The following is a 13,524-nucleotide window of genomic DNA, read 5'->3' on the forward strand; positions in this document are numbered from 1 at the left end:
AGGAGATCCATCGATGCAAGCACAACAACGCACCCCGTCGCGCAACCGGCAACGCCTTTTGCGCACCGCGCAGGTCGCGATCGCGGGCGCCGCGCTCGCATTGCTCGCCGCGTGCGGCGGCGGCGACGACAACAACAGCAGCGCATCGAACACGCCGCCGTCCGGCGTGAAGATGCAGATCGTGTCGTTCGGCGACAGCCTGTCGGATGCCGGCACCTACTCGCAGATCAAGCTCGGCTTCGGCGGCGGCCGCTTCACGACCAACCCCGGCCAGGTATGGACGCAGGACGTCGCGCAGTACTACGGCGACACGCTGCAGCCCGCGAACCAGGGCGGCTTCGGCATTCCGCTGCAGGCCACGGGCGGCCTCGGCTATGCACAGGGCGGCTCGCGCGTGACGCTGCAGCCGGGCATCGGCCACGCCGATGCCAGCGTGCCGAACGCCGACTACGCGCAGGCGACCACGACGCCGATCGCCGACCAGGTCAAGCAGTACCTGTCGCAGCACGGCAGCTTCAACGCAGGCCAGATCGTGCTGATCAACGGCGGCGCGAACGACATCTTCTATCAGGCGCAAGTCGCGCAGGCGCAAGGCAACACCCCGACCGCCCAGCTCGCGGCCGCGCAGGCGATCGGCCTGGCCGCGCAGCAGCTCGCCGGCCTCGTCCAGCAGATCGTGGCGGCCGGCGCGACGCACGTGTTCGTCGCGAACGTGCCGGACATCGGCGGCACGCCGCTCGCGCTGCAGGGGGGCACGCAGGCCGTATTCACGCAACTGTCGGGGCTGTTCAACCAGACGCTGGTCGGCACGCTGGCCGCGCTGAAGGTCGACACGACGAAGTATGCGGTGGTCGATTCGTTCACGTGGCAGGACGGCATCGCGGCCAACTACCAGGCGAACGGCTTCACCGTGTCGAACACCGACACCGGCTGCAACCTGAAGGCGATGGTCGCGGCGGCGACGCAATACGGCGTCGCGAACGCGAGCGCGTTCGGCTCGTCGCTGTTCTGCTCGCCGCAGACCTACACGACCGCCAACGCGGACCAGACCTACATGTTCGCCGACACGGTCCACCCGACGACGCACCTGCACGCGCTGTTCGCGCAGTACGTCGAGAAGCAGATCGCGGCAGCGGGCATCGGCAAGTAAGTCACCCGCCGCGCGCGCGCAAGCGCAAACGAAAACGAAAACGCCCGACCGGTTCATGCGCCGGTCGGGCGTTTTTTTGTTCGTGGCCGGCCGAGGCCGGCTGCGTCAAGTTCAGTCGCGCGCTTCGAATGCCGCGGCCGCGCGGCCGAGGCGATCGTTGACCGCGATCCACTCGACGGTCTCGGGCAGCTTCTCGACGAGAATGCGAGCGACCTGCGCACGGTCGAGCGCACGCAGCATCCCGTACAGATCGCGCGCATAGGCCTGCGGATCTTCCGGCGCCGCGACGAAATGCACGCCGTCGGCCTGCGCCCAATGCCCCGCGCGCGATGCGCGTGCGACCAGCGCGACGCGTTCGCCGTCGGTCTGCGCGGCCGCGAGCAGCGCCTCCAGTGCGTCGAACGGCAGCAGCGCGAGCGGCGTGCGCGGCGCGTAATGCGCCTTCAGCGTGCCGGACGCGCGCGGTGCGGTCGCGTCGCTGCCGTCGGGCAGTTGCGGCGCGCGGCCGAGCACGTCGGCGATCTGCTGCGGCGTCACGTGGCCGGGGCGCAGCAGCGCCGGGAAACCGCGCGACAGATCGAGAATCGTCGACTCGATGCCGACTTCGGATGCGCCGCCGTCGAGCACGTGCACCGTGTCGCCGAATTCGTCCCGCACGTGCTGCGCGGTGGTCGGGCTCACATGGCCGAACCGGTTCGCGGACGGCGCCGCCACGCCGCCGTGGCCGCCGCGCCGCGCGCTGAACGCGGCCAGCAGCGCCTGCGCGACCGGGTGCGACGGGCAGCGCAGCCCGACCGAGTCCTGCCCGCCGCTCACCGCGTCCGGAATGCGCGCATGGCGTTTCAGGATCAGCGTCAGCGGGCCCGGCCAGAAGGCATCGATCAGCGCGTGCGCTTCGGCCGGCAGGGCGGCGGCCCAGTAGCCCGGATCGCCGCCCGGCGGCAGATGCACGATCACCGGATGGTTCGCGGGGCGCCCTTTCGCCGCGTAGATACGCGCGACGGCCTCCGGATTGGCCGCATCGCCGCCGAGCCCGTAGACGGTTTCGGTCGGGAACGCGACGAGTTGCCCCGCGTCGAGCAGCGCGGCGGCCGCGTCGATCTGCGCACGCGTCACGGCATTCGGGAGATCGATGGACATCGGCTGGCGCCTCAGTCGAGTGGCACGCGCAGCAGCTGCGCGCACGCGGTGGCCGCGGCGACGGCTTCGTCGCGCGTCTCGGCCGTGAAGTTCACGTGGCCCATCTTGCGGCCGACGCGCGCTTCTTCCTTGCCGTACAGATGCAGGTGTGCGGCAGGCATCGCGGCGACGGTGTCCCACGGCGGCGTGACGGCCTCGGCCGCGCCGTTCGGGAACCACACGTCGCCGAGGATGTTCAGCATCGCGGCCGGCGAATGCTGGCGCGGGTTGCCGAGCGGCATGCGCGTCATCGCGCGCACCTGCTGCTCGAACTGACTCGTTGCGCACGCATCGACCGTGTAGTGACCGGAATTGTGCGGGCGCGGCGCCATTTCGTTCGCGACGAACGAGCCGTCTTCCAGCACGAAGAATTCGACGCACAGCACGCCGACATAGCCGAGCGTGTCGGCAATCCGCACGGCCGCCTGCTGCGCCTCCTCGACGCGCGCCGCATCGGCGGCTGGCGCCGGCACGACCGTCAGCGCGAGGATGCCGTTGTGGTGCACGTTCTGCGCGAGCGGGAACGCGGCCGAGCGGCCGTCCGCGCCGCGCGCGATCAGCGCCGACACTTCGTATTTCAGCGGCAGGCGCTTCTCCAGCACGCACGCCACGCCGCCGAGCGCCGCATGCGCGTCGCGCGCTTCCTGCGCGGTGGCGACGCGCACCTGGCCCTTGCCGTCGTAGCCGAGCCGCGCCGTTTTCAGGATGCCCGGCAGCACCGCGTCGAGCGCGGCATCGTCGAGCGCGGCGAGCGCCGCGGCCGATTCGATCACGACGTGCGGTGCGACCGGCACGCCCGACGCCTCGATGAAACGCTTCTCCGCGATCCGGTCCTGTGCGACCGCGACGCAGCGGCCGGCCGGCGCGACGAACGTCGTGCGCGCGAGGAACTCGAGGCTCGCGGCCGGCACGTTCTCGAATTCCGTCGACACGGCATCGCACAGTTCGGCCAGCTCGGCGAGTGCGGCTTCGTCGTCGTAGGCTGCGCGCAGGTGACGGTCGGCGACCGCGCCGGCCGGGCTCGCCGGATCGGGATCGAGCACGGCGACGCGATAGCCCATCGACTGGGCGGCAAAGCAGAACATGCGGCCGAGCTGGCCACCGCCGACCATGCCAAGCCACGCGCCGGGCAGGATCGGGGAAACGGAATCAGGAGTTGCGGTCATGTCAGTGATCGGTCGCGGCGGGCGCTGCCCGCCGCAGTGGGAGAGTCAGGCGGCCGCGACGCGCGGGCGCCGGTGCCGTCATTCCAGCGGCGGCAGCACCATCGCGTGCGCGGCTTCGTTCTGGCGCACGCGGAACGCGGCGAGCCGGTTCGCGTAGTCGACCGACGTGACGGACAGGATCGACACCGCAAACAGCGCCGCATTCGCAGCGCCGGCCTCGCCGATCGCGAACGTCGCGACCGGCACGCCCTTCGGCATCTGGACGATCGAGTGCAGCGAATCGACGCCCTTCAGGTACTTGCTCGCGACCGGCACGCCGAGCACCGGCACCGTGGTCTTCGCGGCCAGCATGCCGGGCAGGTGCGCGGCGCCGCCGGCGCCCGCGATGATCGCGCGCAGCCCGCGCTCGCGCGCCTTCTCCGCGTAGTCGAACATCTCGTCGGGCATCCGGTGCGCGGACACGACCTTCGCTTCGTACGGCACGCCGAATTCCTGCAGGATCGCGACCGCGTTCTTCATCACGTCCCAGTCGGAGCTCGAGCCCATCAGCACGCCGACGAGCGGCGCGCTGTGCGTGTGGGCAGTCTGGACTTCACTCATTTCTCTTCCTCGATCAGGCGAGCGGCTGGCCGGTGATGCGCTCGAGCGCTTCCTGGTACTTCGCGGCCGTCTTTTCGACGACGTCGGCCGGCAGCGCCGGCGCCGGTGCGGTCTTGCCCCACGGCTGCGCTTCGAGCCAGTCGCGCACGAACTGCTTGTCGAACGATGGCGGGTTCGTGCCGACCTGATACTGGTCGGCCGGCCAGAAGCGCGACGAATCGGCCGTCAGCACTTCGTCCATCAGGTACAGCTTGCCGTGGTTGTCGAGGCCGAATTCGAACTTCGTGTCGGCGATGATGATGCCGCGCGTCGCCGCGTAATCGGCCGCTTCCTTGTACAGGCGGATCGAGATGTCGCGGATCGTCGCGGCCAGCTCGGTGCCGATGCGGCGCTCGGTTTCCTCGAACGTGATGTTCTCGTCATGCTCGCCGAGTTCGGCCTTCGCGGCCGGCGTGAAGATCGGCTCCGGCAGCTTCTGCGCGTTCTGCAGCCCTTCCGGCAGCTGCACGCCGCACACCGCGCCCGACGCCTGGTATTCCTTCCAGCCGCTGCCGGCGAGGTAGCCGCGCACGACCGCCTCGATCATGATCGGCTCGAGGCGCTTGACGACCGCCGCGCGGCCCTTGACCTGCTCGACCTCGTCGGCCGCGACGACCGCTTCCGGCGCGTCGCCCGTCAGGTGGTTCGGCACGATGTGCGCGAGCTTGTCGAACCAGAAGTTCGCCATCTGGTTCAGCACGCGGCCCTTGTTCGGAATCGGCTCGCCCATGATCACGTCGAACGCCGACAGGCGATCGGTCGTGACGATCAGGAGCTTGTCGTTGCCGACCGCGTAGTTGTCGCGGACCTTGCCGCGACCGAGGAGCGGCAGCGAGCGGAGCGTGGATTCGTAGAGGGTAGACATCGTCTTTTCGCAGATAAGGAGCCAAACAAAAAGGGAAACGCCGTTCCCCGCGGCAGGCGGGAACGGCGGTCTTGCAATGCGTCGGCGAACCGGCCGGGACGGCGCCCGGGCGGTTGCCGGCCGGCCCTCGTTCGGCCGGACGGAACGGCTGCCCGGGGCCGGATCGGATCCGGCAACCGGGCTGCCCGCCCCCGCCCGATGACGGAATCGGGCAGCATCGGGCGGGGCAATCGTACTACAGTCTTAGCGCACGACCTGCGCGAGCGCGCCGGACTTGTACTGCTCGGCGATCTTGTCGAGCGCAACCGGCTTGATCTTGCCGGCCTGGCCTTCGCAGCCGAACGCGAGGTAGCGGTCGACGCAGACCTGCTTCGCCGCTTCGCGTGCGGGCTTCAGGTAGTCGCGCGGGTCGAACTTGCCCGGGTTCTCGAACAGGTAGCGGCGGATCGCGCCGGTGATCGCCAGACGCAGGTCGGTGTCGATGTTGATCTTGCGCACGCCGTGCTTGATGCCTTCCTGGATTTCCTCGACCGGCACGCCGTAGGTTTCCTTCATGTCGCCGCCGAATTCGCGGATCTCGGCCAGCAGCTCCTGCGGCACCGACGACGAACCGTGCATCACCAGGTGGGTGTTCGGAATGCGCGCGTGGATTTCCTTGATGCGCTGGATCGACAGGATGTCGCCCGTCGGCTTCTTCGAGAACTTGTACGCGCCGTGCGACGTACCGATCGCGATTGCGAGCGCATCGCACTGCGTGAGCTTCACGAAGTCGGCGGCCTGCTCCGGATCGGTCAGCAGCTGCTCGCGGGTCATCGTGCCTTCCGCGCCGTGGCCGTCTTCCTTGTCGCCCTTCATCGTCTCGAGCGAGCCGAGCACGCCGAGTTCAGCCTCGACCGTCACGCCGATCGAGTGCGCCATCTCGACGACCTTGCGCGACACGTCGACGTTGTATTCGTACGAGGCGACCGTCTTGCCGTCGGCTTGCAGCGAACCGTCCATCATCACGCTCGTGAAGCCGCTGCGGATCGCGGCCATGCAGACTGCCGGCGACTGGCCGTGATCCTGGTGCATCACGACCGGGATGTGCGGATACGACTCGACCGCCGCTTCGATCAGGTGGCGCAGGAACGGCTCGCCCGCGTACTTACGCGCGCCGGCCGATGCCTGCATGATCACGGGCGCGCCGACCTGATCCGCCGCCGCCATGATCGCCTGGACTTGCTCCAGATTGTTCACGTTGAAGGCCGGCAGGCCGTAACCGTGCTCTGCCGCGTGGTCCAGCAATTGACGCATTGATACGAGAGGCATTGTGGAACTCCTTGGAATGAAAACCGGTGCGCCCTGACGCCGGCGCGGTGCTCGGACCCGGGAGGACCGGGGCGCGGCGGCGCGGCTGAGCGTCGAATAGCGGCATTTTATCGCGAAGCGCCTCCGATTCCGACCGTCAGGCGGCGCGTACTCGCAATTTGTTACCTTCGCACTGCACAATCCGCGCAAAAACCAGAAAAAAAGCCGCGCGGGGCGTCGTACCCCACGCGGCTTTCTTCGAAAAAAATGGTGCCAGTTCGACTCGGGCGGCCGGTCGCTCGGCCGGCCGCTGGCACGCCGACGCTCAATAATGCTCGCCGACGCGCACGATCTTCAGCGTGTTGGTGCCGCCCGCCTGCCCCATCGGCTCGCCGACCGTCAGCACGACCATGTCGCCGTGCTGCACGTAGCCCTGCTTGACGACGATCTCGAGCGCGGCCTGCAGCGCCGAGTCGCGATCGCTGTTGAAGTCGACGTGCAGCGGCGTCACGTTGCGGTACAGCGCCATCGTGCGCTCGCTGCCGACGCGCGGCGTCAACGCGAAGATCGGCACGTGCGTGTAGTGCCGCGACATCCACAGCGCGGTCGCACCCGATTCGGTCAGCGCGATGATCGCCTTCGCGCCGAGGTGATACGCGGTGAACAGCGCGCCCATCGCGATCGACTGATCGATCCGCGTGAACGTGCGGTCGAGGAAATCCTTGTCGAGCTCGACCTCTTCGGACTTTTCCGCCTCGACGCACACGGCCGACATCGTCTCGATCGTGACGACCGGGTACTTGCCGGCGGCCGTCTCGGCCGACAGCATCACCGCGTCGGTGCCGTCGAGCACCGCGTTCGCGACGTCCGACACTTCCGCGCGGGTCGGCACGGGCGCGTAGATCATCGACTCCATCATCTGCGTCGCGGTGATCACGAGCTTGTTCGACTCGCGCGCCATCCGGATCATCCGCTTCTGCAGCGCCGGCACGGCCGCGTTGCCCACTTCCACCGCGAGGTCGCCGCGCGCGACCATGATGCCGTCGGACGCGTCGAGGATGCTCTGCAGCGCCGGAATCGCCTCGGCGCGCTCGATCTTCGCGATCATCTTCGGCTTGATGCCGTACGGCGCGCCCGCGATGTTCGCGAGCTGGCGCGCCATTTCCATGTCGGTCGCGTTCTTCGGGAACGACACCGCGACGAGGTCCGCGCCGAGCGACATCGCGGTGCGGATGTCTTCCATGTCCTTCGCGGTCAGCGCGGGCGCCGACAGGCCGCCGCCCTGGCGGTTGATCCCCTTGTTGTTCGACAGCTCGCCGCCCACCTTGACGATCGTATGGATCTCTTCGCCGAGCACGCGCTCGACGGTCAGCACGATCAGCCCGTCGTTCAGCAGCAGCAGGTCGCCCGGCTTCAGATCGCGCGGCAGTTCCTTGTAGTCGAGGCCGACCCGCTCGTCGTTGCCGAGCTCGCAGCCCGCGTCGAGGATGAAGGCCTGGCCCGGCACGAGCGTCGTCTTGCCGTTCTCGAACTTGCCGACGCGGATCTTCGGGCCCTGGAGGTCGGCCATGATCGCGATCTCGCGGCCGACCTTGCGGGCGGCCTCGCGCACCATTTCGGCGCGCTGGCGGTGATCGTCGGCCGTGCCGTGCGAAAAATTGAGCCGCACGACGTCGAGGCCCGCCTGCATCATCTGCAGCAGAATCTCCGGCGAACTGGAAGCCGGGCCGATCGTGGCGACTATCTTGGTGGCGCGCTGCATGAAACTCCTCATCTGGATCAAGGTGGATGCGCTGGGTGAAACGCTGCGAGAGCCGGAATCGGCGGGCCCAGCGGCGGCCGTTCCGGGGGGCGTGCCGGTGCTTGCGCCCGGCATCGCTTTGTTCTGAATCTCGTGGTGCTGCACGGCCGCGTCGCCGGCGGCCGCCGGTGCGCGCGGAGCTGAGTTCGCCCGCGCGGGCGCGCGTTTGCGCTTGCCCGCGCCGGCCGGCTGCTCCGCTTTCGCGGAGCGCGCGGCCTTGGTCAACCCTGCGCGCGCCGCCACGCTCAGGCCGCCCGCGTTTCGAGCACTTCCACTGCCGGCAGCTTCTTCCCCTCGAGGAACTCGAGGAAGGCGCCGCCGCCCGTCGAGATGTAGCTGACCTGGTCGTGGATGCCGTACTTCGCAATGGCGGCGAGCGTGTCGCCGCCGCCCGCGATCGAGAACGCGGACGATTTGGCGATCGCTTCGGCGAGCGTCTTGGTGCCGTTGCCGAACTGGTCGAATTCGAATACGCCGACCGGACCGTTCCACACGATCGTGCCGGCCTTCTCGAGCTGGCTCGCGAGCGCCTTGGCCGTATCGGGGCCGATGTCGAGGATCATGTCGTCCGCTTCGATGTCGGCGACCTGCTTCACCGTGGCCGCGGCCGTCGGCGAGAATTCCTTGGCGGTGACGACGTCGGTCGGGATCGGCACCGACGCGCCGCGCTCGCGCGCTTCGTCGATGATCGCCTTCGCCTCGGCGACGAGATCGGCTTCCGCGAGCGACTTGCCGATCGACAGGCCGGCCGCGAGCATGAACGTGTTCGCGATGCCGCCGCCGACGATCAGCTGGTCGACCTTGCCGGCCAGCGACTTCAGGATCGTCAGCTTGGTCGACACCTTCGAGCCGGCGACGATCGCGACCAGCGGGCGCGCCGGGTTGCCGAGCGCCTTGCCGAGCGCGTCGAGTTCAGCGGCCAGCAGCGGGCCCGCGCACGCGACCGGCACGTACTTCGCGATCCCGTGGGTGGTCGCTTCCGCGCGGTGCGCGGTGCCGAACGCGTCGTTCACGTACACGTCGCAGAGCTTCGCCATCTTCTGCGCGAGCTCGTCCGAATTCTTCTTCTCGCCCTTGTTCACCCGGCAATTCTCGAGCAGCACGACCTGGCCCGGCGCGACGTTCACGCCGTTCTCGACCCAGTTCGGGACGAGCGGCACGTCGCGGCCGAGCAGTTCGGCGAGGCGCTTCGCGACCGGCGCGAGCGAATCTTCCGGCTTGAATTCGCCTTCGGTCGGACGGCCGAGGTGCGACGTGACCATCACGGCCGCGCCGGCGTCGAGCGCGGCCTGGATGGCCGGCACGGACGCGCGCACGCGCGTGTCTTCGGTGATGTTGCCGTGATCGTCCTGCGGGACGTTCAGGTCGGCGCGGATGAACACCCGCTTGCCGGCGAGCTGGCCGGCGGCGATCAGGTCGGTAAGACGCTTGACTTGGCTCATGTTGGACAGATTGAAGTAGTGGATGGGGAAAGGGGGTTCACGCTGAAACGTGCGCGGGCTGCCGCGAAAGGGCGCCGGATGCGGCCGTGGCTGGCGGTTCGCATGGCGCGCACGCGTAAAAAATCTCGAACGGGCATTCTAGCCGATCCATCCGGCAGACTGACCCGCGCGGCAGCGAATTCCGCCTATTTGGGATTGCGCGCGGCGTTCGACACATTGCCGCAATGCAACAATGCGAGCATCCGGGCGGCGTGCGCTTGGCCGGTCGGCACGACGACGTGTCAGAAGATCAACCGCAGCACGGTGAAGACGAGCATCCCGATGAGGATCGTGCCGAGCATGCTGCGCCGCCACAAAAACCATCCGAGGCCGGCAAGTGCCGCGTAGAACGGATGGTTGGACAGCGCGAACGAGATCCCGGTGGGCGTTTCGAGCACGTCCGGCAGCACGACCGCGACGAGCGCGGCGGCCGGCGCATAGCGCAGCGCGCGTTGCACGCGCTCGGGCAGCACCGTGCGTTCGCCGCCGATCAGGAACAGCGCGCGCGTGACCGCCGTGACGATCGTCATTCCGACGATGACGATCCAGATTTCGGTCGCGCTCATTCGATGTCCTTTTCGTGCACGGTTTCGGTACGGATGCGCCGCCAGTCGGCCCGCTCGACGAACAAATCGGCCGTGCAGCCGGCCGCGAGCGCGGCGAGCACCGCGATCGGCAGCGCGAGCCGGTACGGCAGATCGAACGCGATCAGCGACACGATGCCCGCGACCGCGACGGCCGCGAGCGTCGAGCGGTTCGCGACCGCCGACACCATGATAGGAATCAGCGCGAGCGTGCCGGCCAGCTCCAGCCCCCAGCTCGCGGGAAAGACGCTCGCGAGCAGGATGCCGGCGAGCGACGACACCTGCCACGACGCCCAGCTGGCGACCGCCATCCCCCAGAAGTACGCCTCCTTGCCCGGCACGTGGCCGTAGGCGAAGCCTTGTTTCTGGAACAGCAGGTAGATCACGTCGCCGTTGAAATAGCCGATCGCGACGCGCCGCCACAGCGGCAGGTAGGAAAAATGGGGAGCAAGCCCGGCGCTGAAGATCACGAAGCGCAGGTTGACCATCGCGGCCGTGAGCAGGACCGTCCAGATCGGCAGCTTCGCGACGAGGAGCGGCAGCACCGCGAGCTGCGACGAGCCCGCATAGACGAAGATCGACATCGCGCTCGCCTGCCCGAGCGTCATCACCGATTTGCTCATCGCGATGCCGGTGACGAGCCCCCAGGACAGGATCGCCATCAATGTCGGGGAATAGTCGCGCGCGCCCTGGATCAGCGCGAAGCGGTCGGTGGCGGACAATCGAGCGAGCATGGGAATGCGGGGCCGCGGCGGGCAGTTCGTCCGGGCTCCGGCGTCTCCTGCCGGCACAGCCCGTCGTTATTGGAATCGGTGCCGGACGATTATAGCGCCGGCCCCGTGCCGACCGACCGGGCCGACGCCAAATGACGCTAAAATAAGCGTCTTTCCGGCTCAACGCTGCACACAACCCGCAGCACCCACTGCTTCCAGGAGAATCCTATGTCAATGGCCGACCGCGACGGCAAGATCTGGATGGACGGCAAGCTGATCGACTGGCGCGACGCCAAGATCCACGTCCTGACCCATACGCTGCACTACGGCATGGGCGTCTTCGAAGGCGTGCGTGCGTACAAGACGGCCGACGGCGCCACCGCGATCTTCCGCCTGCGCGAGCACACGAAACGTCTGCAGAATTCGGCGAAGATCTTCCAGATGGACGTGCCGTTCGATCGCGAGACGCTCGAAGCCGCGCAGCTCGCAGTCGTGCGCGAGAACAAGCTCGAGTCGTGCTACCTGCGCCCGATCATCTGGGTCGGCTCGGAAAAGCTCGGCGTGTCCGCGAAGGGCAACACGATCCACGTCGCGATCGCCGCATGGCCGTGGGGCGCGTACCTCGGCGAGGAAGGCCTCGCGAAGGGCATCCGCGTGAAGACGTCGTCGTTCACGCGCCACCACGTGAACGTGTCGATGGTGCGCGCGAAGGCGTCGGGCTGGTACGTGAACTCGATCCTCGCGAACCAGGAAGCGACCGCCGACGGCTACGACGAAGCGCTGCTGCTCGACGTCGACGGCTACGTGTCGGAAGGCTCGGGCGAGAACTTCTTCCTCGTGAACAACGGCAAGCTGTACACGCCCGATCTGTCGTCCTGCCTCGACGGCATCACGCGCGACACGGTCATCACGCTCGCGAAGGACGCCGGCATCGAGGTGATCGAGAAGCGCATCACGCGCGACGAGGTCTACACGGCCGACGAAGCGTTCTTCACGGGCACGGCCGCCGAAGTCACGCCGATCCGCGAACTCGACAACCGCACGATCGGCAGCGGCGCACGCGGCCCGATCACCGAAAAGCTGCAGTCGGCATTCTTCGATATCGTGTCGGGCAAGAACGCGAAGTACGCGCACTGGCTGACGAAGGTCTGAGTGCGCTGCCGCACCGACCGCCCCACAAAAGAGTGATAAGAGAACGTCTCATGAGTGAAATCAAGGAAATGCCGCTGGTCGAGCTGACGGCCAAGGATCTTCCCGCCTACTGCCCGAACCCGGCCATGACGCGCTGGAACGCACATCCGCGCGTGTTCATCGACGTCTCGCACGGCGAAGCGCGCTGCCCGTATTGCGGCACGCGCTACAAGCTGCGCGACGGCGAGGTGGTCAAGGGCCACTGAGCCCCGTCAGCCGGGCCCACGGGCCCGCCGTACGCGAGGCGGTGCCGCCGGAATGCCGGCGCGCCGCCCTTTTCCCGTTCTGAACAACCCGAACGCGGTGCCCGTGCACCGTGCTTCATTACGACATCGGAAGTCGACCTGATGCGTCGAGCGCTGGTTATCGCACCGAACTGGATCGGTGACGCATTGATGGCGCAGCCGCTTTTTGCGCTGCTGAAGAAGCTCCATCCCCGCATCGCGATCGATGCCGTCGCGCCCACCTGGGTCGCGCCCGTGCTCGAGCGGATGCCCGAGATCCACGATGTCTACGCGACCGACCTCGCGCACGGCAAGCTGCAGTTGCTGCGTCGCTGGCAGCTCGCGAGCGACCTGCGCGACGTCGGCTACGACGCGGCGTACGTGCTGCCGAATTCGCTGAAGTCCGCGGTGATCCCGTGGCTCGCGAACATTCCGCTGCGGATCGGCTACACGGGCGAGCACCGCTACGGGCTGTTGAACGTGCGGCACGCGAACCCCGACAAGTCGGGCGAGCGTCCGCCGATGACGACCCACTACGCGGCGCTCGCGTATGCGCCGGGCGCGAAGCTGCCCGAGTCGATGAAGACGCTGCCGCCGCCGCGGCTGGACGCCGACCTGAACGAGACGGCGCGCGTGTCCGCGCGCTTCAACCTCGATACGCGCAAGCCGCTCGTCGTGTTCTGCCCCGGCGCGGAATACGGCCCGGCCAAGCGCTGGCCGCCCGAGCACTTCGCGACGCTCGCGACGATCGTCCACCAGTCGTTCCCGTACACGCAGATCGTCGCGCTCGGCTCGCCGAAGGATTCGGCCGCCGCGCAGGCGATCGCCGACCACGCGCCGAACGTGCGCAATCTGTGCGGGCAGACGTCGCTGTCCGAGGCCTGCGCGCTGATCGCGCGCGCGAACGCGGTCGTCACCAACGATTCGGGGCTGATGCATGTCGCAGCCGCGTTGCGCCGGCCGCTCGTCGCGTTGTACGGATCGACCGATCCGCGCCACACCCCTCCGCTGTCGGACCTGGCGAAGGTACAATGGTTACATCTCGAATGCAGTCCCTGCTTCGAACGCGAGTGCCCGCTCGGCCATCTGAACTGCCTGCGCGAACTCGGTCCCGAGCAGGTATTCGGCGATTTGCGCGGCATGCTCGTCGGGCAGCGCTGACCCTGGCCGGCAGCGTCGCACGACGCGCCGGGCAATCCGATTCACCGGTGTACGGCGGCCTCACACGGGCCGCCGTGCTGAAT

The 13,524-nt window shown here is 68.1% G+C and carries 14 protein-coding genes; 5 read left to right on the top strand and 9 right to left on the bottom strand.

What is annotated here, in order from left to right; all coding sequences use genetic code 11:
* Positions 1-13: 13 nt before the first annotated feature.
* The gene (locus tag O1Q03_RS25675; protein WP_269506827.1) at positions 14-1,150 is read left to right on the top strand and encodes an SGNH/GDSL hydrolase family protein; all 1,137 of its coding nucleotides are present in this window, start codon (positions 14-16) and stop codon (positions 1,148-1,150) included.
* 111 nt (positions 1,151-1,261) lie between these two features.
* On the opposite strand, the gene O1Q03_RS25680 is transcribed toward O1Q03_RS25675, so the two are convergent.
* From O1Q03_RS25680 to pyk, 6 genes are all read right to left on the bottom strand, one after another.
* Positions 1,262-2,290, bottom strand: coding sequence for an L-threonylcarbamoyladenylate synthase (locus O1Q03_RS25680; RefSeq protein ID WP_269506828.1), 1,029 nt, complete (start codon positions 2,288-2,290; stop codon positions 1,262-1,264).
* 11 nt (positions 2,291-2,301) lie between these two features.
* Positions 2,302-3,495 (bottom strand): 5-(carboxyamino)imidazole ribonucleotide synthase, encoded by a 1,194-nt coding sequence (locus O1Q03_RS25685; RefSeq protein WP_269506829.1) that lies wholly within the window; start codon positions 3,493-3,495, stop codon positions 2,302-2,304.
* 78 nt (positions 3,496-3,573) lie between these two features.
* A complete protein-coding gene (purE, locus tag O1Q03_RS25690; protein ID WP_098550759.1) occupies positions 3,574-4,095 on the bottom strand; it encodes a 5-(carboxyamino)imidazole ribonucleotide mutase in 522 nt (173 codons plus the stop codon).
* Between the two features lie 13 nt (positions 4,096-4,108).
* Complete coding sequence (locus O1Q03_RS25695; protein WP_269506830.1) at positions 4,109-4,999, bottom strand: phosphoribosylaminoimidazolesuccinocarboxamide synthase; 891 nt, start codon at positions 4,997-4,999, stop codon at positions 4,109-4,111.
* 243 nt (positions 5,000-5,242) lie between these two features.
* Positions 5,243-6,307, bottom strand: coding sequence for a class II fructose-bisphosphate aldolase (fba, locus tag O1Q03_RS25700; RefSeq protein WP_269506831.1), 1,065 nt, complete (start codon positions 6,305-6,307; stop codon positions 5,243-5,245).
* Between the two features lie 304 nt (positions 6,308-6,611).
* The gene (gene pyk / locus O1Q03_RS25705) at positions 6,612-8,048 is read right to left on the bottom strand and encodes a pyruvate kinase (protein ID WP_269506832.1); all 1,437 of its coding nucleotides are present in this window, start codon (positions 8,046-8,048) and stop codon (positions 6,612-6,614) included.
* Here pyk and O1Q03_RS25710 point away from each other — a divergent pair.
* Positions 8,047-8,175, top strand: coding sequence for a hypothetical protein (locus tag O1Q03_RS25710; RefSeq protein ID WP_256097633.1), 129 nt, complete (start codon positions 8,047-8,049; stop codon positions 8,173-8,175). The two genes, pyk and O1Q03_RS25710, sit on opposite strands and share 2 nt — an antisense overlap.
* Before the next feature lie 157 nt (positions 8,176-8,332).
* Here O1Q03_RS25710 and O1Q03_RS25715 read toward each other — a convergent pair whose 3' ends face one another.
* The 3 genes from O1Q03_RS25715 to O1Q03_RS25725 all read right to left on the bottom strand — a co-directional run bounded on the left by O1Q03_RS25715 (position 8,333) and on the right by O1Q03_RS25725 (position 10,886).
* Positions 8,333-9,529 (bottom strand): phosphoglycerate kinase, encoded by a 1,197-nt coding sequence (locus O1Q03_RS25715; protein ID WP_269506833.1) that lies wholly within the window; start codon positions 9,527-9,529, stop codon positions 8,333-8,335.
* A 281-nt stretch (positions 9,530-9,810) separates the two neighbouring features.
* Positions 9,811-10,134: an AzlD domain-containing protein gene (locus O1Q03_RS25720; RefSeq protein ID WP_269506834.1), complete on the bottom strand. Its 324-nt coding sequence runs from the start codon at positions 10,132-10,134 to the stop codon at positions 9,811-9,813.
* Positions 10,131-10,886 (bottom strand): AzlC family ABC transporter permease, encoded by a 756-nt coding sequence (locus tag O1Q03_RS25725; protein ID WP_269506835.1) that lies wholly within the window; start codon positions 10,884-10,886, stop codon positions 10,131-10,133. The genes O1Q03_RS25720 and O1Q03_RS25725 overlap by 4 nt, the downstream gene beginning before the upstream one ends.
* Positions 10,887-11,093: 207 nt before the next feature.
* On the opposite strand from O1Q03_RS25725, the gene O1Q03_RS25730 reads away from it, so the two are divergent.
* The 3 genes from O1Q03_RS25730 (at position 11,094) to waaF (ending at position 13,441) form a co-directional block, all read left to right on the top strand.
* Positions 11,094-12,017 carry a branched-chain amino acid transaminase gene (locus tag O1Q03_RS25730; RefSeq protein ID WP_269506836.1) on the top strand — a complete coding sequence of 308 codons (924 nt, stop codon included), beginning with the start codon at positions 11,094-11,096 and terminating at the stop codon, positions 12,015-12,017.
* 50 nt (positions 12,018-12,067) lie between these two features.
* The gene (locus tag O1Q03_RS25735) at positions 12,068-12,262 is read left to right on the top strand and encodes a zinc-finger domain-containing protein (RefSeq protein WP_006482499.1); all 195 of its coding nucleotides are present in this window, start codon (positions 12,068-12,070) and stop codon (positions 12,260-12,262) included.
* A gap of 141 nt (positions 12,263-12,403) precedes the next feature.
* Complete coding sequence (gene waaF / locus O1Q03_RS25740) at positions 12,404-13,441, top strand: lipopolysaccharide heptosyltransferase II (protein ID WP_269506837.1); 1,038 nt, start codon at positions 12,404-12,406, stop codon at positions 13,439-13,441.
* Positions 13,442-13,524 lie beyond the last annotated feature (83 nt).

This window comes from Burkholderia sp. IMCC1007 (genome assembly GCF_027257875.1).
Classification (GTDB): domain Bacteria; phylum Pseudomonadota; class Gammaproteobacteria; order Burkholderiales; family Burkholderiaceae; genus Burkholderia.

Excerpts from the sequence above, each read along its gene's own strand:
- purE (WP_098550759.1), bottom strand. The coding sequence starts at position 4,095 with ATGAGTGAAGTCCAGACTGCCCACACGCACAGCGCGCCGCTCGTCGGC.
- O1Q03_RS25715 (WP_269506833.1), bottom strand. The coding sequence starts at position 9,529 with ATGAGCCAAGTCAAGCGTCTTACCGACCTGATCGCCGCCGGCCAGCTC.
- O1Q03_RS25735 (WP_006482499.1), top strand. The coding sequence starts at position 12,068 with ATGAGTGAAATCAAGGAAATGCCGCTGGTCGAGCTGACGGCCAAGGAT.
- O1Q03_RS25685 (WP_269506829.1), bottom strand. The coding sequence starts at position 3,495 with ATGACCGCAACTCCTGATTCCGTTTCCCCGATCCTGCCCGGCGCGTGG.
- O1Q03_RS25695 (WP_269506830.1), bottom strand. The coding sequence starts at position 4,999 with ATGTCTACCCTCTACGAATCCACGCTCCGCTCGCTGCCGCTCCTCGGT.
- fba (WP_269506831.1), bottom strand. The coding sequence starts at position 6,307 with ATGCCTCTCGTATCAATGCGTCAATTGCTGGACCACGCGGCAGAGCAC.
- O1Q03_RS25730 (WP_269506836.1), top strand. The coding sequence starts at position 11,094 with ATGTCAATGGCCGACCGCGACGGCAAGATCTGGATGGACGGCAAGCTG.
- O1Q03_RS25680 (WP_269506828.1), bottom strand. The coding sequence starts at position 2,290 with ATGTCCATCGATCTCCCGAATGCCGTGACGCGTGCGCAGATCGACGCG.
- pyk (WP_269506832.1), bottom strand. The coding sequence starts at position 8,048 with ATGCAGCGCGCCACCAAGATAGTCGCCACGATCGGCCCGGCTTCCAGT.
- O1Q03_RS25675 (WP_269506827.1), top strand. The coding sequence starts at position 14 with ATGCAAGCACAACAACGCACCCCGTCGCGCAACCGGCAACGCCTTTTG.
- waaF (WP_269506837.1), top strand. The coding sequence starts at position 12,404 with ATGCGTCGAGCGCTGGTTATCGCACCGAACTGGATCGGTGACGCATTG.
- O1Q03_RS25720 (WP_269506834.1), bottom strand. The coding sequence starts at position 10,134 with ATGAGCGCGACCGAAATCTGGATCGTCATCGTCGGAATGACGATCGTC.
- O1Q03_RS25710 (WP_256097633.1), top strand. The coding sequence starts at position 8,047 with ATGAAACTCCTCATCTGGATCAAGGTGGATGCGCTGGGTGAAACGCTG.
- O1Q03_RS25725 (WP_269506835.1), bottom strand. The coding sequence starts at position 10,886 with ATGCTCGCTCGATTGTCCGCCACCGACCGCTTCGCGCTGATCCAGGGC.